18 protein-coding genes and 1 pseudogene are annotated in these 23,544 nt (G+C 54.7%); 11 read left to right on the forward strand and 8 right to left on the reverse strand.

From position 1 onward, the window contains the following. Positions 1–6: 6 nt before the first annotated feature. The gene (locus tag DBP26_RS04695) at positions 7–756 is read right to left on the reverse strand and encodes a hypothetical protein (protein ID WP_108236722.1); all 750 of its coding nucleotides are present in this window, start codon (positions 754–756) and stop codon (positions 7–9) included. A gap of 701 nt (positions 757–1,457) precedes the next feature. On the opposite strand from DBP26_RS04695, the gene DBP26_RS04700 reads away from it, so the two are divergent. Further along, positions 1,458–3,626, forward strand: coding sequence for a M48 family metallopeptidase (locus DBP26_RS04700; RefSeq protein ID WP_108236721.1), 2,169 nt, complete (start codon positions 1,458–1,460; stop codon positions 3,624–3,626). 140 nt (positions 3,627–3,766) lie between these two features. Then, positions 3,767–4,630, forward strand: a complete 864-nt coding sequence (locus DBP26_RS04705; RefSeq protein WP_108236720.1) for a DUF6508 domain-containing protein — start codon at positions 3,767–3,769, stop codon at positions 4,628–4,630. Positions 4,631–5,570: 940 nt separating this feature from the next. Here DBP26_RS04705 and DBP26_RS04715 read toward each other — a convergent pair. The 7 genes from DBP26_RS04715 to DBP26_RS27225 all read right to left on the reverse strand — a co-directional run bounded on the left by DBP26_RS04715 (position 5,571) and on the right by DBP26_RS27225 (position 10,398). Further along, complete coding sequence (locus DBP26_RS04715; RefSeq protein WP_108236718.1) at positions 5,571–6,107, reverse strand: HD domain-containing protein; 537 nt, start codon at positions 6,105–6,107, stop codon at positions 5,571–5,573. A 27-nt stretch (positions 6,108–6,134) separates the two neighbouring features. Next, positions 6,135–6,455: an immunity protein Tsi6 family protein gene (locus DBP26_RS04720; RefSeq protein WP_108236717.1), complete on the reverse strand. Its 321-nt coding sequence runs from the start codon at positions 6,453–6,455 to the stop codon at positions 6,135–6,137. A 129-nt stretch (positions 6,456–6,584) separates the two neighbouring features. Next, positions 6,585–6,890 carry a hypothetical protein gene (locus DBP26_RS04725; RefSeq protein ID WP_108236716.1) on the reverse strand — a complete coding sequence of 102 codons (306 nt, stop codon included), beginning with the start codon at positions 6,888–6,890 and terminating at the stop codon, positions 6,585–6,587. A gap of 75 nt (positions 6,891–6,965) precedes the next feature. Beyond that, the gene (locus DBP26_RS04730) at positions 6,966–7,229 is read right to left on the reverse strand and encodes a hypothetical protein (protein WP_108236715.1); all 264 of its coding nucleotides are present in this window, start codon (positions 7,227–7,229) and stop codon (positions 6,966–6,968) included. 60 nt (positions 7,230–7,289) lie between these two features. Next, positions 7,290–8,363: an ADP-ribosylarginine hydrolase Tri1 gene (gene tri1 / locus DBP26_RS04735; protein WP_108236714.1), complete on the reverse strand. Its 1,074-nt coding sequence runs from the start codon at positions 8,361–8,363 to the stop codon at positions 7,290–7,292. Between the two features lie 59 nt (positions 8,364–8,422). Next, complete coding sequence (locus DBP26_RS04740; protein ID WP_108236713.1) at positions 8,423–8,953, reverse strand: hypothetical protein; 531 nt, start codon at positions 8,951–8,953, stop codon at positions 8,423–8,425. Next, positions 8,950–10,398, reverse strand: a complete 1,449-nt coding sequence (locus DBP26_RS27225; RefSeq protein WP_256600693.1) for a DUF6861 domain-containing protein — start codon at positions 10,396–10,398, stop codon at positions 8,950–8,952. Before DBP26_RS27225 ends, DBP26_RS04740 begins: the two co-directional genes overlap by 4 nt. Positions 10,399–11,136: 738 nt before the next feature. Here DBP26_RS27225 and tssI point away from each other — a divergent pair. From tssI to DBP26_RS04790, 9 genes and pseudogenes are all read left to right on the forward strand, one after another. Beyond that, positions 11,137–12,990, forward strand: a complete 1,854-nt coding sequence (gene tssI / locus DBP26_RS04750) for a type VI secretion system Vgr family protein (protein WP_108236712.1) — start codon at positions 11,137–11,139, stop codon at positions 12,988–12,990. A 12-nt stretch (positions 12,991–13,002) separates the two neighbouring features. Continuing rightward, entirely contained in the window at positions 13,003–13,587 is a 585-nt protein-coding gene (locus DBP26_RS04755) for a hypothetical protein (RefSeq protein ID WP_108236711.1), read from the forward strand. 36 nt (positions 13,588–13,623) lie between these two features. Beyond that, complete coding sequence (locus DBP26_RS04760) at positions 13,624–14,091, forward strand: DUF1795 domain-containing protein (protein WP_108236710.1); 468 nt, start codon at positions 13,624–13,626, stop codon at positions 14,089–14,091. A gap of 5 nt (positions 14,092–14,096) precedes the next feature. Then, a complete protein-coding gene (locus DBP26_RS04765; protein WP_108236709.1) occupies positions 14,097–18,344 on the forward strand; it encodes an RHS repeat-associated core domain-containing protein in 4,248 nt (1,415 codons plus the stop codon). A gap of 9 nt (positions 18,345–18,353) precedes the next feature. Then, complete coding sequence (locus DBP26_RS04770; RefSeq protein WP_108236708.1) at positions 18,354–18,797, forward strand: DUF6386 family protein; 444 nt, start codon at positions 18,354–18,356, stop codon at positions 18,795–18,797. 311 nt (positions 18,798–19,108) lie between these two features. Further along, positions 19,109–21,067 (forward strand): annotated as a pseudogene (locus tag DBP26_RS04775) (RHS repeat-associated core domain-containing protein). Then, positions 21,061–21,531 carry a hypothetical protein gene (locus tag DBP26_RS04780; protein ID WP_108236707.1) on the forward strand — a complete coding sequence of 157 codons (471 nt, stop codon included), beginning with the start codon at positions 21,061–21,063 and terminating at the stop codon, positions 21,529–21,531. The pseudogene DBP26_RS04775 and the gene DBP26_RS04780 overlap by 7 nt, the downstream one beginning before the upstream one ends. A 201-nt stretch (positions 21,532–21,732) precedes the next feature. Next, entirely contained in the window at positions 21,733–22,200 is a 468-nt protein-coding gene (locus DBP26_RS04785; RefSeq protein ID WP_256600691.1) for a hypothetical protein, read from the forward strand. 685 nt (positions 22,201–22,885) lie between these two features. Next, positions 22,886–23,347, forward strand: coding sequence for an Imm26 family immunity protein (locus DBP26_RS04790; RefSeq protein ID WP_108236705.1), 462 nt, complete (start codon positions 22,886–22,888; stop codon positions 23,345–23,347). Positions 23,348–23,544 lie beyond the last annotated feature (197 nt).

Consider the following 23,544-nt stretch of genomic DNA (forward strand, 5'->3'; position numbering starts at 1 on the left):
GACGCGTTACAGTCCTTCGATCGTCATCAGCAGGCGCTGACGAATCTCATCTTTCATTTCCATGATGCTGTCGTGGCCCACCAACTCTTCGAAGCTGGCGTTGCCTGCGATCTGGGTGCTGCTGCGAATGACCGAGTCGTCCGGCAGCGTCGAGCGCACCGGCGAGCTGATCACGCAGAAGGGCAGGTCGCCGAAATCCTTCAACCGCTCGAAACTGACCGGGAAACGCAGCCCTTCGAACAAGCGACCCAGGCCAGGCGATTTGCTGACGCAGTAAAACAGCACCAGGTAGTGCACGACGAAGCGATACAACTCGGCACTGCTGCGGTTCGGGTCCTGGATCACCTTGCGAAATCGCGCCAGATCGAACGAGTTGAAACCGACCACCCAGCGCGTTGGGCTGGTGATACGAATGGTCTGTCCGCTGGGTTGCAGGACCTTGTCGTATTCGAGCGGAAACAATTCGGGGGTGGTGCTGATCAGGTTCAAAGGCACTTCCAGTTCGCTGACCAACTGGAACGGAGACGCCGCGCCAATTCTGTCGTACAACCCCTTGAGCTCTTTGAAGTGATGTTGCGTCTCACGCCCGCTGCTGCGCTGTGCGCCTTGCAGGTATTCGCCGAACAACGTTTGCGGACGTATCAGCAGAGACAACGTGGCCAGGTAATCCGAAGCCTGGGCCTTGAGCACATCTGAGATGGCGCGTGTCTGGCTTCGCAGCTTGATCAATGCTTCTACATCGAACGTCTGAGTCATCGATACATCGTCCTTGAACCCTTTTCTGCAACACCCTCGCAACCTCAGCAGGGCGACGAGAAGGGCTACGTGTTTCTCAACCGGCACACCTTTGCGACACGTTCGATCCCGGACCTACAGCATCACGAAATCGCCCCGCACGTTAGGTGAAAGTGGGGTGCTAGCAAACCAATATTGTCTAGCCAGCAGCGTCAGCTCAGGCATCATTTGGAGTAGGAAAGTTCCTACAGGCGGCAAGTTTTTCTCGTTTTTGATACACATCGCAATGATGCCTTAAAGCCATTATTAACCCGGATGAGGCCTGTAGAACCCGGTGAAAACCTTATAAACAGGGGGTTTTCGGTTTTTTTTGGATCCCTCTCACGCACAAAACTAAAGGTTAAAAAAGTGATCCGGTTCACCTGAAATGTGGGTGGTGAAAATGAATGTGCACTGCAACTTGTGTTTTACGTGGCGAATCGATGATGGCAACTGAGCGGAGGTCATCGTGTGAACCACACCCGATTCGCGGCATGCTGGGGTACTGAAAGAAAGGCATTTCGGGTATAACGCCGCCTGTCACATCGCGGCGGTCCATTGCGTCTGCGCTCGCGTCTGCCGACGGTGTGCAGGAGCGCGAAAACCTCGGAGTTTTTGTTAAAGGGAAGTTCTGCTCGCCGTGTTCCTTCAGCGGCGATGCACCGTTTGTAAGGTGTCGCACGATGCAAAAGATGAAGCTTGTCGCCGTATTGATCCTGTTGCCTCTGTTCCTCGGATTATTTGGCGCGTGGGAGTTGCAACGCAGTGCCGACAATGGGAGTCGTCTGGTCCAGGATCAGGCAGAGCTCGCCGAGCTTCTCCCGCAACTTCGGGAAATGGCCAGCAAGAACAAGAATGGATGGATTGAGATCAACGACCAGCGAGTGGGCGTGGAGCTGGCCCTGAGCCGCGTTGGCGAAGCCGAGCACGACATCCTCCAACTGCTGTCGCTGGAACGGATCAAGACCGGCATTGCATGGAGTGTGGTCGGCCTGGGCCTGCTGGCCGCCCTGGTCGGTACCCTCGGCCTCCTGGCCCTGGGGTGGGCCGCCTCGCGAGCCTTGGAGTCGCGCAAGCGATTGCTTCACACCTTCACCCTCATCAGCCGCATCCTCCCGTTCCTTCTGGTCGGGCACATCGTTGCGATGACCGCCGCAGTTGCTGCCGTTCTGGTGTTCGAAGGTCTGGGGTTGTGGCACGTCGGCCGAATGTCTGCCGGTGAGTTCAAATTGATGGCGGTCGCCTTTATCACTGGTCTCGTCTGCCTCTATTCGATCTGGACCATGGCCAAGCAGCTGAAGGTCATGCTGCACATGTTCGAGCCGTCGGGCATGGTCGTCCTTGGGCACGCTGTGACGCCGCAACAAGCGCCGCTGCTGTGGGACATCGTGCGCGAGCTGGCGCAGCGACTCGGCGCGTTGCAGCCCGATCACATCGTGCTCGGGATGGCCGACGGTTTTTACGTTACTTCCAGCGACGTCAGTCTGCTGCCGAGCGACGCACACCTCTCAGGGCGAACGCTGCATGTGCCGATCATGTACCTGGGCCTGCTCGATGACGCGCAGACGCGCGCGGTAATCGGTCATGAGCTGGCGCATTTCGCTGGCGCCGATACTGAATACAGCCTGCGCTTTCTGCCGATCTACGACGGTATCAGCCGCAGCCTGCAGTCGATTTTCCAGACAATGCTCAGCAGCGATCTGCTTCAGCGCACGATCCTTCGCCCGGCGTTGATGCTGGGGCTGCACTTCATGGAAAGTTTCGACCACGCTGTGAATCACTGGAGTCGCGTACGGGAACTTGCTGCGGACGCTGCGGGGGCTCGCATGGCCGACAACGAGGCAGCTGGGTCGGCACTGTTGCGTATTTCGGCGATCGATCCGCTGCTTCAGGAACGGGTTTGGGGGCATGTCGGCAGCGCGACCAATCCCGTGCCAGGTTATGTCTTGCCCACAGACTTGCCGGGGGCCGTGCTGCAGGCCTTGAGCGAGCAGGCACTGACCTTGTCCGAAGACGAACTGGCCGTTCAACTTCCGCACCCATCCGACACCCACCCCTCCAACGGCGAGCGACTGGCCTCGTTGCACGTGACGGTTGAAGACGCGGCGAAGAGGAGCACCCACCCGATCGACGCGGTACTGGCCAGTGCTGCAATGGATCGGTTCTTCACCGATCCATCCAGTGTCCGGGCGCGCCTCACCGAAGATTTCCTTTCGCACTATGTCACCCAAGACGCTGCGGTCGTCGAAGAGCTGAAAACCTACGCGGGTAACGTCAGCGGTGATGTGCTCCTGTATGAGGGGGCACGCAAGCGGGGGATAATCGCCACAGCGGTTTTCGGTTCCCTGTTGCTGACCGGGCTGGCGTTGCTTGCCGTGGGGTACCTGCATCCACAGTTGGCCAATGGCAAACCGCAGATACTCTATGTAACCGGTGCGATCCTTGCCGTGCTGATGGCCTGCCTATTGCCGATGACACTGCGCCTGGTCATGCGCGCTCGCATCCCCGCCTTGAAGCTCACACCGGATCACTTCGTCTTCGCCAACCTCAAAGCGCCGCTGGCTATCCAGCATGTGGCAGATTTCGGCCTGACCCTCGGCAATGGCCTGGTGCTCAACGTGTTGCTCGAAGACGACGCCCCGCTGCCCGAAGTAACCTCAGGTTCTTTTTTCGCGCCCAACGCTCAAGTGATTAAGAAAAAACGCTGGGTTCAGTTGCAGTTGATACAGTTCTGCCGGGATGACAGGAAGCTCAAGCCCGAAGAACTGGCGGAACTGATTGGCACGTACCTGAACGCCGGCACTGCCCGCCACCTTCTCGCGCAGCGTTCGCAGCAGACCGCTGTCACGTGAGCGCTCACTCTCGAGGTGTTCTGATGCACTGGCTTCGTCGACTCAAAGGCTTGCTGGCTCGCCAGCCACGACTTGAACCACCTGCCGCGGACCCTGGGCGGGGTCCTGCGCAGGAGCCTGCGCCACCCACGCCTTCCCCTGTGGAACAGAATCTGAGCTGGCTGCCGGCCTACGAGGCGCCGCAGCCCTTGAACGAGCCGCCGCCAGGGTGTCCGCCGCTCGGCCGCAAATATGAGGCATTACGCAGCCGCTATCTGGCATTCGTCGGCCACGCTCAAAAATATTATCCGCAAGTGCTGACGGATGAATGCCGCCAGCAGGGGCATGAGCTGGCGCGGGCTCTGCATTCGAAAGCCCTCGACCTGAGTTCTTCCAAAGCGACGACCGATTCGCTTGATATCTATTGGTTCATGCAGTGCGCGGCGCTGGTTTCGCTGTTCGCCCATGGCGCTCATTCGGTCGCCTTCAGCCGCTACAGAAAGGACGTGGACTACTATAAGGACCACAACTTGACCCGCCAGCAGGTAGAGGCTTTTGACGGCTACGTCCGGGCATTCACCCCCGAGCTGCCGTCAGGCAATCTGCTGCTGATGCGCGGGCCGCAGGACGCACGCTCACCCCGTGAACCCGTGCTGCAGGTCGAGGACATGGATGAACTCCTGTCGTTTTTGCCACGGCTTTACCCCGGCGGCATTGCCATCAAGACCTACACCGTCCGCGAAGGCACCTACTGGCCTGAGTACGCCGAGGTCGTGACCGATTTCTTTTGCGCGGTGGGCAAGGATTGCTGGACTGACTTCGACTACCTCAACCATGGCGCCGCGGTCATGATCGAAAACCCAGCTTGCATCGCACAGGCCAGTTTGGCGGACATCCAGAGTATGTTGACCTGGTGCGCACGCGGCGAGCGCTTCTGCGACGGGCATCATGGTTCGGTTATCGAAAAGGGTTACGTGCTGAATGTGTTGCGCAGGATCGAGGTCTTGCGTGCTGCCATGCGGTGATCGCGCCGTTTCCAGGGTCACTCAGTGATGCGCGACAGCACGGCAACCATTTACACCCCGTTTTCAGATGAGTGTTTCGTATCGCAGCATTGCCGTGTTCAGTCGCTTAGCGAGGTATTCATGTGTATGGCCGAGCGCCGCCAGAAGCTTGCTCTGATTCTTGGCCAGCCAGTCTGCAGACTTCCTATTCGGAATCTCCGCCTGAAGCTTCGCACTGCGCCAAGCGCTGCGGCGATACCGAACGCCAGCGAACGTGCAGCGCCTCCAATGGCGCCCCGACAGCGAGACTTCCCCCCCAGAATCGTCACCACTTACTGCACCAGCTTCATCAGCACCGGCAAGACTTGCGAGATGTTGATCGATGCCCGCGTTCGGGCGAGATTCGTCTGCATGATCGGGTAGGAGAGGGCCATCGCTTGCCGAACATGGTCGATCCGGTTGCCGCCGATGGTGCCTTAGGCTTGGCTGGCACCGCTGCCCATCTGGCGTGTAAATCCGTCCCAGCTGTCATGAGCGGTTTGCAAGCCGTTTACACAGAGCTAGGCGCGTTTAGCGCTGCGTACACAGTTCGAATAGCTGAGTTCTCAATTCGTTAAATTCGTTGTTTGAACTGATCAAGGGTTGCCCATCTTGGTACAAAACGACGTCATTGAGGGAGCCCATTCCGCCGTATAACTTGATTATCTGAGAGTGTGCGAACTCTTCATCTTGAAGCAGCTGTGCTCGGCACTGATCGAGCCTGTCGGCCCACGATCCGTTGTCTCCTGCGCGCAGCAATACAGACATGCGGTTGATGATCTCAGGTGGTGGTTGGCCATAAGTGGGTTACTCAAAATGTGTTGCGCAGGATCGAGGTCTTGCGTGCTGCAATGCGGTGATCGCCCGTTTCCAGCGTCACTCAGTGATACGCGACAGCCCGGCAACCATTTACACCGCGTTTTCAGATGAGTGTTTCGTATCGCAGCATTGCCGTGTTCAGTCGCTTTGCGAGGTATTCATGTGTATGGCCGAGCGCCGCCAGAATCTGCGATGACTCCACCAGATAGCTCGCACGTTTGGTCTGCGTCCACGTCGCAGGCGCGGACTGCAGGTTGGTAATGCGATCGCACAGCTTGATCGCCGCAGCCTCCTTGGAGTGCGCGGCGATGGCCTGGAAATACTGCTCTTCGGAAAACGGCACGATCAGGTTCTTGCTCAAGCTGGCGACCACCGAGGCGACACGTTCGCCGAAGAGGTCAGCGATGGTCGCTTGAGTAACGGATGTGTCCTCGATCACGTCGTGCATCAGCGCGGCCGGCAACGCAATTTCCAACGCGCCGACCGACTCTTCGCGATCAGCAAAGATCAGCTCATTCGCCACCATGGCCACATGGGTGGAGTAGGGCAGCTGCGAGGCTTTCATGGTCTGTCCGAGATGAGCCTGCGAGGCAAAAAGCCAGGCTTTGTTGTAGAGGTGTTGCAGGTCCGTAGTTGGCATTGAAGCTCCTGAGACGTCTGAGTAGCGCTACTGTTTTGCGAGGCTCTCGGGCGGTTGTCCGTCCGGGAGTTGAATTTTCAGTCCGCGTGCAATCTGGTCACGGATGCTGTCGGCTACAGCAAGCGCGTCCGCATGCTCCGGGTCGTCACGACGGAAGTCCTCTGCTGGCCAGACGCCAATCTTCAGCGTATGCAGCTTTGCTTTGTCGGTTTCGAGACCCAAGACCACGTCTTTCACATATTCAAGGTTATGAAGAAGGCCGGCGTACAGGGCATCCCTTGAGCCGGTTTCCAGCCTCGAGCGTGTGATGTCGATGGCCTCATTGATATAGTCGACGGCTTTTTTCATCTCAAGGACTTCCTGGTCTCAAGCGCAGCAATGGGGCGTTAGACAGCGGTTCCTCTGTCCCAGCTCGGCTTTTGTATCGGCAGTTCGTCAAGCTCGGCACTGATCGAGCCTGTCGGCCCGCGATCCGTTTTACTTTTTTTTCATCGATTCACGGAATAATTTTAAAGCCAAAGTCTCGCCACCTGTCACCTCGATTGAAAAATGTGCATAGGCTTCTTCGAGTTCGGCATATTGCTGAAGATTTCTTTCGGTAAAGCGGTAGCGCCCAGGTACTTGGCCTATTTCAATTGACCCCAGAAGGGTTCCTGTCTTGGATCTTTCCAATAAAGGCTTCAGGTCGGAATAAAGTGCCATGACTTCTGGATCTTTTTTCGAATATCTTTCAAGTTGCTCCTCAAGCTTTACTGCGGCATTTTTTAGTTTGTTGGTGTTCATATCGCTTCTATCTGGTCTTCGCTGCTGGATGTTCCTTTGCCGGCAGTTGTGTCGTAGTCGCGGTCATGCATAGAATTAAATAGCCATCCCTCTTCTGCTGCCTGGCTTTTGGATCAATAATTCGTCTAACTCTCGGCGGCGGCATTTTGTGAGGAATGCCAGTGCAGCGTTGAGATCCTTTTGAAACAGCTCAAACTGAGCACTGTCAATTTCGTAATATTCCTCATACTCAATCATGTCATTACTAACAGGAAGTGAGGCATAAAACTTTCCGGATGCTTCCTCTATTCCTAGTGAAAAGCGTTCCTCACGATTAAAATACCTATCTGTAAATTTCATAATGATCCTCTAAGGTGGCGACAGGCAGTTCGTAGCCGGCACATCAGCACATTCCAGTTATCAAACACCGCTAGTTTCAAATGTATCCGTAGCAGGTGCCAAGTCGTGTAACTGTCGACTCAGTTTTTGAATATTATCGGACCATGCAACTCTAGCTACCCAATCCTCTGGCATGCCGGACACGCCATAAAGCGCACCAGCCAATTGGCCTGCAACCGCCGCCACGCTATCAGCGTCATCTGCCAGGTTAGCAGCCAACAGGATCGCATCTTTGAAGTTCTCGGTGTTCCACACCGCCCATAATGCGGCTTCCAGCGTGTCTATCACGTAGCCAGAAGAGCGGATTTGATCTCGTGTTTTCTGTTTGTATTCTCCAGCATTTATGAGCGTTGCTCGCGGCTGTAAAGGGCGAACCATCGGCTGGCACATTTCAGCCTTGTCCGCGCCGTTGAGTGCCAAATGCAGTATCGCACCCAAAAGCTCACAGCCGCTGATCGCTTCGGCAGCTCTATGCGTAGCGCGGCTTTGGCTCTGAGCATCCCGCCACGTTGAGGACAGGCTATGCCTTCTGAAAATAGCGGTAGGCGCAAGCCTTATAATGGAGCCATTTCCGGCAGTGTTGGGATCAAGATTGCCGATCCAGTCCAGCCCCTTGCTTAGCCATCCATCCAAAGCATTGCGCGTCGCGTGACCAATGTCGAAACAGACGCCATTTACACTATTTCTTCCTTGCATATACCACTGACACAACCTATCCAGATAATCACTTAAATCAAACCTGTGGTGTTTCAGATAGGTTTCTGCCAAACACAGCGCCATGCTGGTATCGTCCGTCCATTCTCCTGGTTTCAACTTGAATGGACCGCCCCCCGACATGTCATCAATACACTTTGTATCGCGAGGCAGAAATTCGAGTGTGGTGCCAACAGCGTCCCCGATGGCTAAACCCAGCAAGGCACCTTTTGCCCTATTCAATGATTGACTTTCTGTGAGGGTAGAGACCCGCGATTGTAGCCAATCAGGCTCTACGTACCTTCTACTTGTAGATACACGAGGCGACGGAGGGGGTAGCAAATAATTATATTTATAAGCGTATTCAGTGACGTCAAGCGTGGATTTATTTAGATCAATCATGTGTTTTTTGCTCAACGGGGCCACGACACGCTGGACGTCCTACGTCAAGGCAGGATTATTCAAGCATTGTCGGGTACATAATCGGGGCCGCCCAACGTGTCGCGCACATGCACGGCAGTGCGCACCAATGGCTCCCATAGTCCCTGTTTGCTATTCCAGGGAGCTCCGGCCCAACGGGTGTCGTTAACCAGCTCTGTCTTGTTAACTTCCATCTGTCGTTTCAGCACGATGGAAGGTGCAGTCAGATCAATATCAGGAAGCGCAGCGTAGACTCCTTGAGGTTGAGAGTTTCGTTTGGATATACAAAATCTATAGTACCAGATCCAACGCTGAGCCATGTAGATTGCACGGTTGCGATCTGGATAAGTTTCGAGGATCTTTGCTAGCGAGTTTATAAATGCTGCCTGGAATAACTTATCACCTGCGCGAAAATACGGCATGAACAGAAGATCGAATGCAACAACTACATTCTGGGGGTCATCATTATCATCCTTTGTTTCAAAGAAATAAAATGGTTCGCCTACCAAAAACTTGTCGAGTTCAGCATTGGTTAAGGCGATAGCAAGAATGTCATCTGGGGCATTGTTCATTGAATTTTTAATACCTTTTGAGTGGAGATGACTGAGTCTATACTATTGTTATGGGGGATGGATATATTGTCCAGCACCGCTTCACGCATTCCGCCTGGGAAAGTTAATCCCCCTGGACGCCAAAGACTGTTGACACCGCCTTCATTGCCTGCTGGCATTAGCACCGTTGGTCTGTCTAATGTCAGCATGTAGATATCCTTGTTGGCCAGCGAACCTGGATCATATCCAAGTGCAGATTCCAATATAGAGAGGTCATTTGCTTTTTTATACTCAGCAATTACCTGTTCAAGATCGTTTTTTTGCATGACAAATTTTTTGGGGTTAAATCCGGATCTGTTTACGTCTGCAATGTCGTCAGGAGTAAACAGAAAGCCGCCGCCTTCTTCAAAAGAATTTAAATGCGCTTTCATATAATCTTGATCAAGGTAAGTTTCTGGCAGTGGCCTTTCTCCTTTCGGGATCTTTAAGATATCAGCCTCCGTAAACCCTGGCTTATACTTTGGTTTTACCTTGTCGACTATTTTGAATTCTTCTAATTTTTCTTTTGGGTTTGATCGTTGGTCAGGCTGAGCAGCTTTCTTCAGCGGCGCCACCTCCTTAACCTGCAACTCCGGCTCCGCCAGAATCTTGCTCTGATTCTTGGCCAGCCAGTCTGCAAACTGCTTGTTTGAAATCTCCGCCTGAAGCTTCGCACTGCGCGTCGCAATGCTCTCCATGCTGTTCATCACACCGGCTTTCATCTGGCCGCGGGTGAGGTAGGTGACGATAGCGGTGAGTAGCAACATCACCAGTTGCTCTTGGCCCCGAGCGAGTTGGCGGGCGGCGCGTTCTGTACGCTCCTGCATCTGTGCCGAGGATCCCCCGGTGGGGTCGAGCCCGGGTGGCTTGAGCCCGTCCTCGGCATGCCAGGCTGTGGCCAGGCCCTCCTGCAAAGAGGCCAGACAGGCGGGCAGGCCTTTGTAGAAATATTCGGCGATCGCCGACAGGCCCAGCGCCATCAGGATGAGGTTGCCGACCTGCAGGCCGATGCCGGCACCCGCCACTGCGCCAGGCGCCGCGCCGATACCAAACGCCAGGGAGCCCGCTGCACCGCCGACGGCCCCGCCCACTGCAACGCTGCCCCCCAGAATCATCACCACTTCCTGCACCAGCTTGATCAGCACCGGCAAGATCTGCGAGATGTTGATCGACGCCCACTTGCGCGAAAGGTTGGTCTGCATGATCGGGTAGGAGAGGGCCATCGCGTGGCGAACATTGTCGATGCGGGTGCCGCCCATCGCGCCGTAAGCTCGGTTCGCACCGTTGCTGACGCGTCGAGTGAAGCCGTTCCAGCCGTCATGCGCGCTTTGCCAACCGCTGCTGACGCTCTGGTTCAGTTCACTGAATCTGTGGTCAAGGTTTCGTTCAATGTCGTCCCAACTAGGGACGTGGGCTAAAAGATCCATTTACTCATCACAGTCCTTGAGTGAAGGGCGCATGCCAGAGAGCGATCTCAAGTGGTCTCGCTCGATATCATAGAGCCATTACGGACAACTCAGATCATCGCCTACCAAATAAATTCAGCGAGGGCTGCATTTTTGTCATATACGCGGCGATCGACAATGATGTCATATGAATATCAACCAGAATGTTTTTACCCGGGAGCCTCTTGTTTACAACGCTGAACGAGTCAATCACTGACGTCTCGAATCTCAGCGAACGCTCCCGGAAAGTTGAACTACAGCGCCGCGCGCGATTTCGCAAAAGAGGGCAAATGGGTTGACATGATGGGCGCGTCAGGTGTCTCCTTCCTCGCTTTCGAGCATCTGTAACATTATTGAGACTGTGATCAGTCTCTCGTTTTGGAAGCTCTAGTGGCACTTTCGAATTGCATTGCGGTCCCAGTGTCCAGCTGTGTCGACACGGGCTCCGTCGTTGTGTCGAACGGCCTTTTGCAGGACGGACTGAAACCTGGATCGGGCGAGTAGAGCAGGCGGAACCGACTTATTTGCTCAGCGTAGCCGTAGTTCATGTCCTACAAACTGTTCGGATGAGTAGTACCGGCCGCACAGCACATGTTGCTGGAAGCACCGACGAAAACCAGAGAAGGTGCAACAGGAAATTCTGTTCTCCCCTGTTGCTCGTAACCTGTTGTTGCCGAGCATGGCGGTAGCGTTGTTCCCCATGCCTCCAAGGAGATACACATGTCGATGGACCTTGCCGCGTTGTTCACTCCCCAGAACCGGCGTCTATTCAAGTTCAAGAATTTGGCCAACCCCGAGCAGCAACTGCTCATCGAGTCCTTCAAGGGGCGCGAAGGGTTGTCGCAGGCCTACAGCTTCGAGCTGCTGCTGGTGTGCGAAGATTCCGGAGTCGAGCTCAAGTCGATGATGGGCCAACACGTGACCATCGAGATCGAGCTGGCCACCGGCTCGCCGCGCTATATCGCGGGCTACCTGACCCGCTTCGCCAGTATCGGCAGCGATGGCGGCATGGCCCGTTACACTGCGACCCTCAACCCCTGGTTCTCGATGCTGAAAAACCGCTTCGACACGCGGATTTTTCAAGGCAACACGGTGGAGGAAGTGGTCACTCAGGTCTTCGCATTGTGCACGGCATTTTCCCGCCACGAGTTCCGCCTGACCAAACCCCAGAAGCGCTACACCTACATCACCCAATACCGTGAAACGGACTTCAATTTCGTCCAGCGCTTGCTGGAAGAAGAGGGCATGTTCTATTACTTCGAGCACACTGCCGAAGGCCACACCATGATCATCTGCGATGACTCCAGCACGCTGGTGGCATTGCCTGAACAGCCTCAGATCCGCTTTCACACCGCCTCCGTCACCGAAACCGCCGACTCCATCACCCAGTGGAGCGGCAACCGCCAGCTTCAGTCAGGCAAGATCGCCGTGCAGACCTTCGATTACCGCCAGCCGAAGAACCGCCTGCCGGTGACGATGAACAGCCTGAACAAGCAAGGCGACGTCGAGAACTTCGAAATCTACGACTTCCCCGGCCAGTACACCCACGGCACCTACGACGAGGGCGAAGCCTTGGTCCGCCTGCGCGTCGAGGCCCTGGAACTCAAGGGCAAGACATTCAGTGGCGCCAGCAACTGCCGGGCGATGAAGCCCGGCTACACCTTCGAACTGCTGCAGCACTACGACCACGATCAGGGCTCGGCCGAAGACCGGCAATTCCTGCTGATGGGCATCGACAGCGAAGGGCACAACAACTACCTCAACGGCCACCCGGCGAGCTACGACAACACCTTCACCTGCGTGCGCAAAAAGATTCCGTTCCGTCCGCAACTCTCCACGCCGCGCCCCACGATTGCCGGTCCGCAGACCGCCCTCATCGTCGGCCCGCCGGGCGAAGAAATCTTCACCGACGAACTGGGCCGCGTGAAGATCCAGTTCCACTGGGATCGCAACGGCCAATACAACGACCACAGCTCCTGCTGGGTCCGCGTCGCCCAGTCGGGTGCCAGCGGCGGATTCGGCAGCATCCAGATTCCGCGCGTGGGAGATGAAGTCGTGGTCGTCTTCCTCGACGGCAATCCGGACCGCCCCTTGATCATGGGCAGCCTCTACAACAGCCAGAACACGCCCCCGTGGTCACTGCCGGCGAACAAGACCCAGAGTGGGTTTTTGACGCGGTCGATGAAGGGCGATGGCGGCACGGCGAATTTCTTTCGCTTCGAGGACAAGGCCGGTGCCGAGCAGATCATCATGCATGCCGAGCGCAACATGGACACCGAAATCGAGGTCGACGAGAGCCATCATGTCGGCGCGAACCGGACGATTACCGTGGGCGGCACGCACACCGAGACGATCAAGAAAGACACCGTGATGAATGTCCAGGAGGGCTCGTTGACGATTCAGGTCGACAACCAATTCATTCAGGTCAGTGCCAAGGCGCACATCATTCTGCAGGTCGGTGACAGCAGCATTACGCTGACGCCTGAGGGGATTGAGATCCGAGGCAACTCGATTTCTACCGTCAGCACTGGGACGACTCAGATCACTGGCGCTCAAGTGAGAGTGAACGATTAAGGTGACCGTCGTATGAGCAGGACCAGTATGTACGACCGTATTTCCGAGCGACGCCTTGCCCTCGAGGCAGCCGCACGCGCTGAGCAGCAAGCGGCGGCGTCGGTCATCGAGCCTGAACCGCAGCCGGAGCCGGAACCCGTTGTGCCTTTACGCGATATCCCCAGTAGCTTCAGCTTCGGCGGTTTCGATCTGCGGTTTCCAGAAGGCTTCAACTTCAGAGACATCCAGACGACTATCGAGCATGAAGGTGAGCCGATCGTTCTGACTATCAAACGACGCGACCTGCACGAGGGAGCGACGATTGACGGTCTGCTAGACGAAGCCATCCAGACGTTTCGCAAACTGTACCCCCAGTTGCGCGTCATTCGAGAGCGTGAATGCATGCTGGCGGGCAGTGTCGCAAAAGTGGTGGATTTTCAATTCACCATGGGGCACGCAGAACGGCATGGTCGCTTGGTAGGGGGCATTGTTCCCGTGGAAGCACGACACACACCGCAGTGGCTGAGCCTTTCGTGCGTGATTGACCCGGCCAAGCCGAGCCTGAGCCTTTGGCTGGTCGAGTTCGACAACATGCTCGCGGGCATGGCAGCCCGTTGAGTAGCGACGTATTTTGATTTCAGGAATGAATTTCACATGGACTATGAGTTGCAGGAAGGCAGCATCGCGCTGCCAACAGGGTTTCAAGACCGCACGGTCAACATGTTTGTGTTGGGCGCGAGCATCCCGGCACCGCTAAGCATCACCATTTCCCGAGATAACTTGCTTCCTTCGGAAGTCCTCGGCGCTTACGTCGAGCGCCAAGTGAAGATGTTGGCTTCCAAGCTACGCGGCTACACCTTGCTCGGCAAGAAGGCCGTGGCATTGTCTTCTGCCGCGCCCATCGAGGGCGTGCAGATCGACGCGTACTACATGAACGAGGGGCGACCTTTCTATCAGCGTCAGGCGGCATTTCTGATTGAGCCAGGGCGTGCGCTGATTTTCTCCACCACCGCGCAGGCTGATTTCAGCCCTCAGCAGAGCGAGGATTGGGACAATCTGCTGTCCAGCTTTCAGCCGAGGCTGAGCAGCCCGACCATGGCCGACTCCAACGAACAGGAGTAACGCTCATGTTCGAAGCAGCGCGTTTCGGGGACGAAATTTCACACACCAGCGCCCTCGGAGGCTTCCTGATCGGAGCGGCGCTCGGTATTGCATTGGTTGCTACCGTAGCCATTGCCACATTTACATGCGGATTTGGTGTCGCACTTCTGGCAGGTCTCGCTGCAGGCGTCGGAGGTAGCCTGCTCACCGCCGCGGGCGAAGCCATAGGCAGCATGTTTTCGTCCCCCTCAGGCACGATAGTCACTGCCTCGGCGAATGTGTTCGTGAATAGCCGTCAAGCCGCGCATGTGGCTCAAAGCCTTGGCGCGTGCAGCAAACATCCCGGCCCGGTTCAGGTGGCCGACGGTTCGACCAACGTTTTCATCAATGGCACCGCGGCGGCACGCAAAGGCGACAAGCTCACTTGCGGCGCGACGATTTCAAGTGGTTCGAGCAATGTGCTGATCGGTGGCGGCACCCAGCGTTATCTGCCGGTCGATGACGAAATCCCTGGCTGGCTGCGTACCACGGTCGACGTGCTGATGGCGATCGCCGGTGCCGCTGGCGGTATTGCCCAACTGATTAAGGCCGGCACCCAGGCAGGCATGAAAGCCGTTATGCCGTGCGTGATGAAGTTCACCGCAGGCTTCATTGCGGGCGAAGTGGCCAGTCGTTATGTCGTAGGCCCGGCCATCGAGGGCGCGATCGGCGGATTGACCGGCAATCCAGTCGACCTCACCACGGGACGCAAAGTCATACCCGACGAGACCGACTTCAGCCTGCCAGGCTTGATGCCCATCGAGTGGTCGCGTTTCTACGCGAGTGACTTGGCCGTCGACAGCGTTTTGGGGCGAGGCTGGGTGTTGCCTTGGGAGCAAAACCTGCGGCGCAGCGGTAGCTTCGTCTACCTGACCGATAACCAAGGTCGAAGTATTCCCTTCGTTGACGTGCAGCCCGGCGAGCGTATCTACAACCCCCATGAGCAGATCTACCTCGTTTGCACCGAAGGGGGTCACTACCTGCTGCAAACGCTGGACAATCTCTTCTTCTACTTTGGTGAGGTTCCGAACGACAACACCCGGGTGCCGCTGCAGCGCATCGAGAACGCCCTGGGCCATTTCCTGCACTTCACGCGCACTGTCGAGGGCACGCTGACCGACATCAGCGCTACGGGAGGCGTGCGTGTCCACTTGCACTACGACGATCGGTCATTGCGCCTGTCCGAGGTCAAACGTGTAGTCGAGAACGAGGCGGTCGAGACGCTGGTGCAGTATCGCTACGACGACAACGGTCAACTTACCGAAGTCATCAACCGCAATGGCGACTCGGTCCGCCGCTTCAGCTATGCCGAAGGCGTGATGGCGACCCACAGCAACGCGTTGGGGCTGACCTGCAACTACCGCTGGGAAACCATTGACGGCAAACCTCGTGTGGTGGAGCACTGGACCAGTGACGGTGAACACTTCCATTTCCGCTACGACTTCAAACAGCGCGTCTCTCAAGCAACGGACGTGTTGGGCCGCGAACTTGAAGTGCATTACAACGAAGACCATCGAGTCATCGCCAGCCGCGATTATGGCGGCGAACGCTACGCGATTGACATCGACCATACCGGCAATATGACTGGCCTGACGCTGCCAGATGGCAATCGCCTGCAGTTCAAGTACGACGAGTACTCACGGTTGCTGGAGGAAACTGACCCGCTAGGTCGAAGCGTCAAATACACGTATCACCACCTGACGACAAAGGTCACGTCCATTTCCTACCCGGACGGTAGCGTCTGGCAGGCACGCTATGACAGCAAAGGCAACCTCATCGCGGAAACAGACCCCCTTGGTTACACGACCGAGTACCTCAACAGCGACGACGGCCTGCCCCACACCATCATCGATGCGACCCACAAATCCAAATACCTGTGGTGGAACAGCCTGGCCCAGGTCGAGCGTTTTCAGGACTGCTCGGGCAAAAGTACGTTCTACCGCTACGACGACCGAGCCCACCTGATCGCCGTCACCGATGCGCTGAACCAGACCACCCAGCTCGAACGCAAGCCCGACGGCGAAGTGCTGCGCATCGATCACCCGGACGGCACAGCCGAGTCGTTTACCTACAACACCCTCGGCCAGGTCTTGACGCACACCGATGGCAAAGGCCAGACCACGCGTTTACTACGCACCGCTCGCGGATTACCCAGCAGCCGCCAGGACGCCAAAGGCCAGCGCATTCGCTACGAGTACGACAAGGCCATCCGCCTCACCGCACTGGTTAACGAGAACAACGCGGCGTATCAGTTCGCCTACGACGATTCCGATCGCCTGATCGAAGAAAAGCGCATCGACAACCTGACCCGCCGTTTCAGCTACAACCTGGGCGGATACCTGACGCGCGTCGATGAAATCGGCTACGGAGAACGGGCCGAACGGCCACAACGCAGCACCGAGTTCGAACGCGACCCGAGTGGCCGACTGCTGGCCAAACTCAACGACGATGCGCGGCAGGGCTACAGCTACGACGCCGTCGACCGCCTGCTGTCCATCGAACGAACGCCGACCGCCAGTGGCAGAAAACTCGGCGTCAGCGAGGAAAAACTCGAATTCGCCTACGACCTCTTGGGCCGGTTAATCAAAGAGACCACCCCGCAGGGCGCGCTGGACTACGAGTACGATCCGCTGAGCAACCTGACCACGCTGACGTTGCCCACAGGCCAACACCTCAACCACCTGTACTACGGCAGCGGCCACCTGCACCAGTTGAACCTTGATGGCCTGCTCATCAGCGACATCGAGCGCGACGACTTGCACCGCGAAATCCTGCGCACCCAAGGCAAACTCACCAGTTGCTTTGGCTACGACGCCATGGGTCGCAAGCGCTGGCAGTTCGCCTCGACCTTTCCCGCTGAAAGACTCTCGCAGATCCACAACCCCGGCGACAACAGCCTGCTGGTCGACCACGTCTACAACCCGATCCACCGCCGCTACGAATACGACCCGGCCGGCGAACTGATCCGCACGCTCGACAAACTGCGCGGAGAGATCAAGTACGAATACGAAGCCAACGGCCAACTGCACAGCCGCGACACCGGCCAACTCGTCGACAGCGAAGAATTCCGCTACGACCCTGCGGCGAACCGGCTGAACTTCAACACCCGCCAGTTCGACCACGTCAAAGACAACCGCATCAAGCGCTGGCGCGATCAGGAATATGCCTACGATGCCTGGGGCAATCTCGTCGAGAAGCGGGTTGGGCTGGGCACGCTGCAGACGTTCAGCTACGACTGTGAAAACCGGTTGGTCAGGGCTGAGACGTTACATAACGGCAAGCTGCACAGCACAGGCTCTTACAGATACGACAGCCTCGGAAGACGAATCGGCAAAACCTCCGAAATCGAAGGCAAAACCGAGCACAAACATTTCCTCTGGCAAGGCCTGCGCATGCTGCGCGAGGAAACGCCTTGGCAGAGCAGCCTCTACGTCTACGAACCGAACAGCTACGCCCCGTTGGCCCGCGTCGACCAGCAGGAGGGTGAGGCTGAACAGAAGCTCTACTACTTCCACACCGACCAGATCGGTACGCCGCTGGAAATGACCGACGCCGATGGCAGCATCGTCTGGCAGGCGACCTACAAGACGTGGGGTGAGATCGAAACGCTTGCCGTCAATGAAGTGGAGCAGAACCTGAGGTTTCAGGGGCAGTATTTCGACGACGAGACGGAGCTGCACTACAATACGTTTCGGTATTACGATCCGGGGGTGGGGCGGTTTATTACGCAGGATCCGATTGGGTTGGCGGGGAGTGTCAACCTTTATCAACAAACGCCAAATCCCGTTAGCTGGATCGATCCGCTTGGATGGACCTGCTCTACTACATTGAACGTAAGCAAGCCTAAGATACTTAGTAGGGCTGATCTATCGAGTGCGGAGCGTAACTTTCTTCAAAGACAGTTTACAAAAAAACAAAATGCCCTGACGCGAGCGGCCAGTCGAGGTGAACTAGTATGGTCACCTGGCACGCATGACGTTAGGATATCGTCCCTTCAAGGATCGTATAGGAAAGCGGTTGCGGCTCGTTTTGAACGAATGTTTGGGCATGCACCGGACTTGACTAAGCTCAACGCTGATCACCCAATCGATTTAATCGTAGGCGGATCGGCGACGCAGCGATTGCAGATGCTTGATGAAACTATCAACAAGAGTATCGGCAGTGCGATTAAAAATGCTGGCCGACGAGCAGGGCTAAGTCCCGGCGACAGGATCAGCGCAATTGTGTTTAATTGAGGATTTAAGATGACTAAAACCTTTAGTGTAATAACTGATACTGCGACGGTAGTGGTTTTTGACTTAGCAGCTATGAAGCATAGGCTTTCTGATACTCCTGATTGGTGGAGCATTCGGGAGGATGAGCTACATGAAACAAATCAGGGGAATATTGCCTTTTTTAATGTCGGTCAAGATGGTAAATATGATATAGCCATCGTTCAAGACATTGCAGATGAAGATGGTGAAGTGTATATAGGATTCCCTTCGGGTAAAGTGTTTATTGGCGCAGGCGAAGACACGACCGGCGGGGATTTAGAACCTGATGGGTCAGAATCCATTCAGGGCGACATCCTGGAGTTTACTCCAGGGAACTATAAGGTTAAGTACAAAAAAGACGGCGGCAAAGTGTTTTTGTCTTTTTTGACTTCGGAATCTAAAAACAATAATTTTTTTGATCCTATAAGGATATGAGTTTTCAATTAGGCACGAGATAGGGAGATTTTAGCTGCTGTAGGTCTCTCTGCACCCATCGTTCAGTTGGTATGGGGCTGATTTTGGATTAATTACCGATGGGGGGCCGCAAATAGCTTCGCCTTTGGTCTTCCCAGAAGCCCGCAACATCCGTTGAGCTACAACCCCGGCAGGCATCCGATGAGTTTCAATGAAATCGGCTACGAAGAATGTGCGGAACGCTCTCGTCGCATCACTGAATTCTACGGTGAGCACCTGCTGCGCACCGCATGCGGGCTCCCAGCAGCCGTCAGGATGCCATAGGCCAGCGCATTCGCTACGAGTATGAGAAGGGATCCGCCTCACCGCAATGGTCACCGAAAACAATGCCGCGTATCAGTTTGCCTATTACGCCTCTGATCGTCTGATCGAAGAAAAGCGCATCGACAACCTGACCCGCCGTTTCAGCTACAACCTAGGCGGATACCTGACGCGCGTCGATGAAATCGGCTACGGAGAACGGGCCGAACGACCGCAGCGCAGCACCGAGTTCGAACGTGACCCGATAGGCCGACTGCTGGCCAAACTCAACGACGATGCACGGCAGGACTACAGCTACGACGACGGCGACCGCCTGCTGTCCATCGAACGAACGCCGACCGCCAGTGGCAGAAAACTCGGCGTCAGCGAGGAAAAACTCGAATTCGCCTACGACCTACTGGGCCGCTTGGTCAAGGAGACCACACCCCAAGGCGCCTTGGACTACGAATACGATCCTCTGAGCAACCTGACCACGCTGACCTTGCCGACAGGCCAACACCTCAACCACCTGTACTACGGCAGCGGCCACCTGCACCAGTTGAACCTTGATGGCCTGCTCATCAGCGACATCGAGCGCGACGACCTGCACCGCGAAATCCTGCGCACCCAGGCAAACTCACCAGTTGCTTGGCTACGACGCCCTGGGTCGCAAGCGCTGGCAGTTCGCCTCGACTTTTCCCGCGGAAAAGCTCTCGCAGATCCACAACCCAGGCGATAACAGCCTGTTGGTCGACCACGCCTACAACCCGATCCACCGCCGCTACGAATACCACCCGGCCGGCGAACTGATCCGCACCCTCGACAAACTGCGCGGCGAGATCAAGTACGAATACGAAGCCAACGGCCAGCTCCACAGCCGCGACACCGGCCAACTCGTCGACATCGAAGAATTCCGCTACGACCCGGCGGCGAACCGGCTGAACTTCAACACGCGCCAGTTCGACCACGTCAAAGACAACCGCATCAAAAAATGGCGTGATCAGGAATATGCCTACGATGCCTGGGGCAATCTCGTTGAGAAGCAGGTAGGGCCGAGCACGCTGCAGACGTTCAGCTACGACTGTGAAAACCGGTTGGTCAGGGCTGAGACGCTCACCAGCGGCAAGCTGCAAAGCACCGGCACTTACAGATACGACAGCCTCGGAAGACGAATCGGCAAAACCTCCGAAATCGAAGGCAAAACCGAGCATAAACATTTCCTCTGGCAAGGCCTGCGCCTGCTGCGCGAAGAAACGCCGTGGCAGAGCAGCCTCTTCGTCTACGAGCCGGGGAGCTATGCACCGCTGGCCCGGGTCGACCAGCAGGAGGGTGAGACAGCACAGAAGGTCTACTACTTCCACACTGACCAGATTGGCACGCCGCTGGAGATGACGGACGTTGATGGCAGTATTGTCTGGCAAGCGACGTACAAGGCCTGGGGTGAGATCGAAGCGCTGAGCGTCAACGAAGTGGAGCAGAACCTGAGGTTTCAGGGGCAGTACTTCGATGACGAGACGGGGCTGCACTACAATACGTTTCGGTATTACGATCCGGGGGTTGGGCGGTTTATCACGCAAGATCCGATTGGGTTAGATGGGGGGATGAACTTCTACAGGTATGTCCCTAATCCAACGGCATGGATTGATCAATGGGGCTGGGAGTGCCTGAGTACGGCACGAAGTAAATATTGGAAAGCCGAAGCAAAAGCTCCATCAAGAGCATACTCTCCCGCAAATATTGCACGCATGTCTGAAGGTAAGGCTCCTAAAATTACCGTAGAGGTAGTGAATCGTAGGGCTTTTGAGGTAAGTCAGAAAGACGTCTCTATGGAGCTTCATCGTAGTAATATACCTCAGCGTATTTGTGGGGCAGGTGTGCACGAGACGTCAAACTTGCTTTCACTTACCCCATGGGAGCATGAGGCCGTCGATTCATTCCGACATTTAGGCTCAAATTTAATCAAAATAGTTAAAGGGGTAGACGTTTGGTAGATATAAACTCTGAACTGGCGAAGCGCGTCATAAATTCTGATTGTTACGCGAGGTTGATTGATGAGCTTAAAGCCGAGTTGAATATTAAAGTTCTGGACAGCTATGAAAATGTTTTTTCCGATATGGACGGTGCATCAATCACTCGCTCAGGCTTAACGCCCGAAGAGCTGGAAAGCTTGTTTGTTATGAATGCGAAAAGCTTGAAAGCTTTTTCGACTGTAAAGTATAAAAAGTTAAACTGCGTGCCGGATGAGCAAGATTATCCACCAGGAGAGGAGCCCGATGAATCGGATAAAGACAGTAAGGTAGTATCCCAAGGGTACGCTCGTGGCTTTTTATTAGGTAACGGCATTGAGTTTTTACTAGCTAAGAAAGGTAGCCAGTATTTAGAAGCTTATCTAAAGTCCTCTAGAATCCCCAAGGCCAGTGCGTATGCAAAAGAAATTATGGGTTTCATACGTTGAAAGTACAGGGCGCTCAACTCTGCATCGAACTATACAAACGATATCGTTGAGTTTACGATGAACTTCTTTTGCTAAAAGGGGATTTTAATGTGTTGCGACCCAAATGCCCGTTGATTTTTGACAAGGCTATGTAAGAAACTGTTTATCGAAGTCATCAATCGCAATAGTGGTGCGACGTTGGTCTAGTTACTTAGACACTCCATGGCCAAAGGTGCTTTAATCTTGGATGATAATATGATTTCAAAAAAAATTACCGACTACTGCAAACTTAATGGATGGTGGTACGACGACGTCAGCGTCGAGTATGAGGTGATGCTCAAGAAAAATGGCTTTGACATTTCAAGCGAATTTTGTCAGTTCTATCTTCATGCTGAAGATGGACCAACCTTTATTAGCAGGGGTAAAGAGATTTACCAGGTGTGTTGGTTTTTAAAAAATACAAATTTTGATTTGGCTCTGAAAAGAACGCATGAGACCCTCGGCTTGCCCTTAGAGTTTTTTCCAATAGATGCTTTTGAAGGGGAATATGGTTTTTTCTACAATAGGTCGTCGGGAGAAGTTGTCGAGCTCTCACTGGGTGATTCTCTGAGCGATTTTAAAATCGGAAGGTTGAGGCCCCAATGGTCTAATTTTAATGAGTTTCTTGAAGACTTCTTCGAATTGGCTTGATGGAAATAATATTGGGAGGCTAATGCTACGGTCGGAGTGTGTTTGATTCGACTGAGATGGAAATTTATGATAAGTCTATGTCACCTGCATCTATTATGTTTCGACAGATTTTTTATCAGGTCGAATGTGATGCTGGCAAACTGGTGGACGGAGAGATGGAGCAGCAGTACAACACGTTTCGGTATTACGATACGGGGGTAAGGCGGTTTATAACGCAGAGTCCGACTGGGTGATTTGGTTGAAAAATGTATATCACTGTTCACGGAACCCGATTATATGGTTTGATCCGCTAAGCTAGGAGCATGAGAGTGTCGGGGATATTACGTATATGGTCTGTTTGATGAAGGCCCTGATAAACCCCACTATGTTGGAATAACAGATGATCTATCCAGGCGCCGCGTGGAGCATGCTCAAATCGGCAGGCTAAACCAGGAAGCCAGAATGACGCCGGTAGATACTGATGTAACATATCGTCAAGCTAGAGGGTATGAGCAGGCATCTATAGATCACTACGGTACGAACATTGGTATCCTAGGTGAAAAAATCTCTTCAGCTAATTGCGAAAATAAGATAAATTCTTTCGATAGAAACAACACGACTCGACGGTCCTCTGGGCAGGCTAGTTTCGAAGAAGACCACGAGGTCAAATGCGCTTCAAATACTGAAGTTAGCGCAGGGGATTTGGATGACTGACGTGAAGATTTATGGTTGGGATTTTAGGGCTAAGACTGCTTTGCGCAGTATTAAGGTGGGCGATATATTTTGTTTTCCCGTTCAACATGGATATCGTTTCGGCAGAATCATGGCTCGCAATAAGTTAGGTCATGTAGCTGAAATTTTTGATAAGGTCTCTGATAGTCCGAATCCAGAGCAGCTGGATTTTAAGCGTGTAGGCCGTCCTGTAATTCTCGATTCCTACGGGTTATTTGATCGTAAAATGGAGGGAGACTGGAGGATAGTCGCCCATCAAGAGGGATACAGCCCATCAGTTGATGAGCCTACATACTTCACATTGGGCGTAGGTGGCTCTTGCAAAAAGGTCAATATATTCGATAATCAGGAGCCCATTGCCGAATCTGATGCTAAAAAACTGCCTGATTATTCACCATTGGGCGAGATAGATGTGATTGAGGAACTTGGACTTTAGCCTTCCAGTGGATGATAGCGGCACTTCAGTTATCCGCCGTGCTCGTTGATATCTGAGGATATTCAAGCGATATAACTTGCAACCCCAGCTATGACCTGTTGTGGAGGGCCGAGATCGCGATGAATTCTGCAACGAGGCCCGTCGCACGCAAGGCATCTCACAAGTTACTTAAGATATAAACCCATGAGGCGCGAGCA

This window comes from Pseudomonas sp. RIT409, from assembly GCF_003052515.2.
In the GTDB taxonomy this organism is placed as follows: domain Bacteria; phylum Pseudomonadota; class Gammaproteobacteria; order Pseudomonadales; family Pseudomonadaceae; genus Aquipseudomonas.

What these genes read in the sequence shown, in the direction of transcription:
- DBP26_RS04695 (WP_108236722.1), bottom strand. Translation starts at nt 756, where the DNA reads ATGACTCAGACGTTCGATGTAGAAGCATTGATCAAGCTGCGAAGCCAG.
- DBP26_RS04700 (WP_108236721.1), top strand. Translation starts at nt 1,458, where the DNA reads ATGCAAAAGATGAAGCTTGTCGCCGTATTGATCCTGTTGCCTCTGTTC.
- DBP26_RS04715 (WP_108236718.1), bottom strand. Translation starts at nt 6,107, where the DNA reads ATGCCAACTACGGACCTGCAACACCTCTACAACAAAGCCTGGCTTTTT.
- DBP26_RS04720 (WP_108236717.1), bottom strand. Translation starts at nt 6,455, where the DNA reads ATGAAAAAAGCCGTCGACTATATCAATGAGGCCATCGACATCACACGC.
- DBP26_RS04725 (WP_108236716.1), bottom strand. Translation starts at nt 6,890, where the DNA reads ATGAACACCAACAAACTAAAAAATGCCGCAGTAAAGCTTGAGGAGCAA.
- DBP26_RS04730 (WP_108236715.1), bottom strand. Translation starts at nt 7,229, where the DNA reads ATGAAATTTACAGATAGGTATTTTAATCGTGAGGAACGCTTTTCACTA.
- tri1 (WP_108236714.1), bottom strand. Translation starts at nt 8,363, where the DNA reads ATGATTGATCTAAATAAATCCACGCTTGACGTCACTGAATACGCTTAT.
- DBP26_RS04740 (WP_108236713.1), bottom strand. Translation starts at nt 8,953, where the DNA reads ATGAACAATGCCCCAGATGACATTCTTGCTATCGCCTTAACCAATGCT.
- DBP26_RS27225 (WP_256600693.1), bottom strand. Translation starts at nt 10,398, where the DNA reads ATGGATCTTTTAGCCCACGTCCCTAGTTGGGACGACATTGAACGAAAC.
- tssI (WP_108236712.1), top strand. Translation starts at nt 11,137, where the DNA reads ATGTCGATGGACCTTGCCGCGTTGTTCACTCCCCAGAACCGGCGTCTA.
- DBP26_RS04755 (WP_108236711.1), top strand. Translation starts at nt 13,003, where the DNA reads ATGAGCAGGACCAGTATGTACGACCGTATTTCCGAGCGACGCCTTGCC.
- DBP26_RS04760 (WP_108236710.1), top strand. Translation starts at nt 13,624, where the DNA reads ATGGACTATGAGTTGCAGGAAGGCAGCATCGCGCTGCCAACAGGGTTT.
- DBP26_RS04765 (WP_108236709.1), top strand. Translation starts at nt 14,097, where the DNA reads ATGTTCGAAGCAGCGCGTTTCGGGGACGAAATTTCACACACCAGCGCC.
- DBP26_RS04770 (WP_108236708.1), top strand. Translation starts at nt 18,354, where the DNA reads ATGACTAAAACCTTTAGTGTAATAACTGATACTGCGACGGTAGTGGTT.
- DBP26_RS04785 (WP_256600691.1), top strand. Translation starts at nt 21,733, where the DNA reads ATGGCCAAAGGTGCTTTAATCTTGGATGATAATATGATTTCAAAAAAA.
- DBP26_RS04790 (WP_108236705.1), top strand. Translation starts at nt 22,886, where the DNA reads ATGACTGACGTGAAGATTTATGGTTGGGATTTTAGGGCTAAGACTGCT.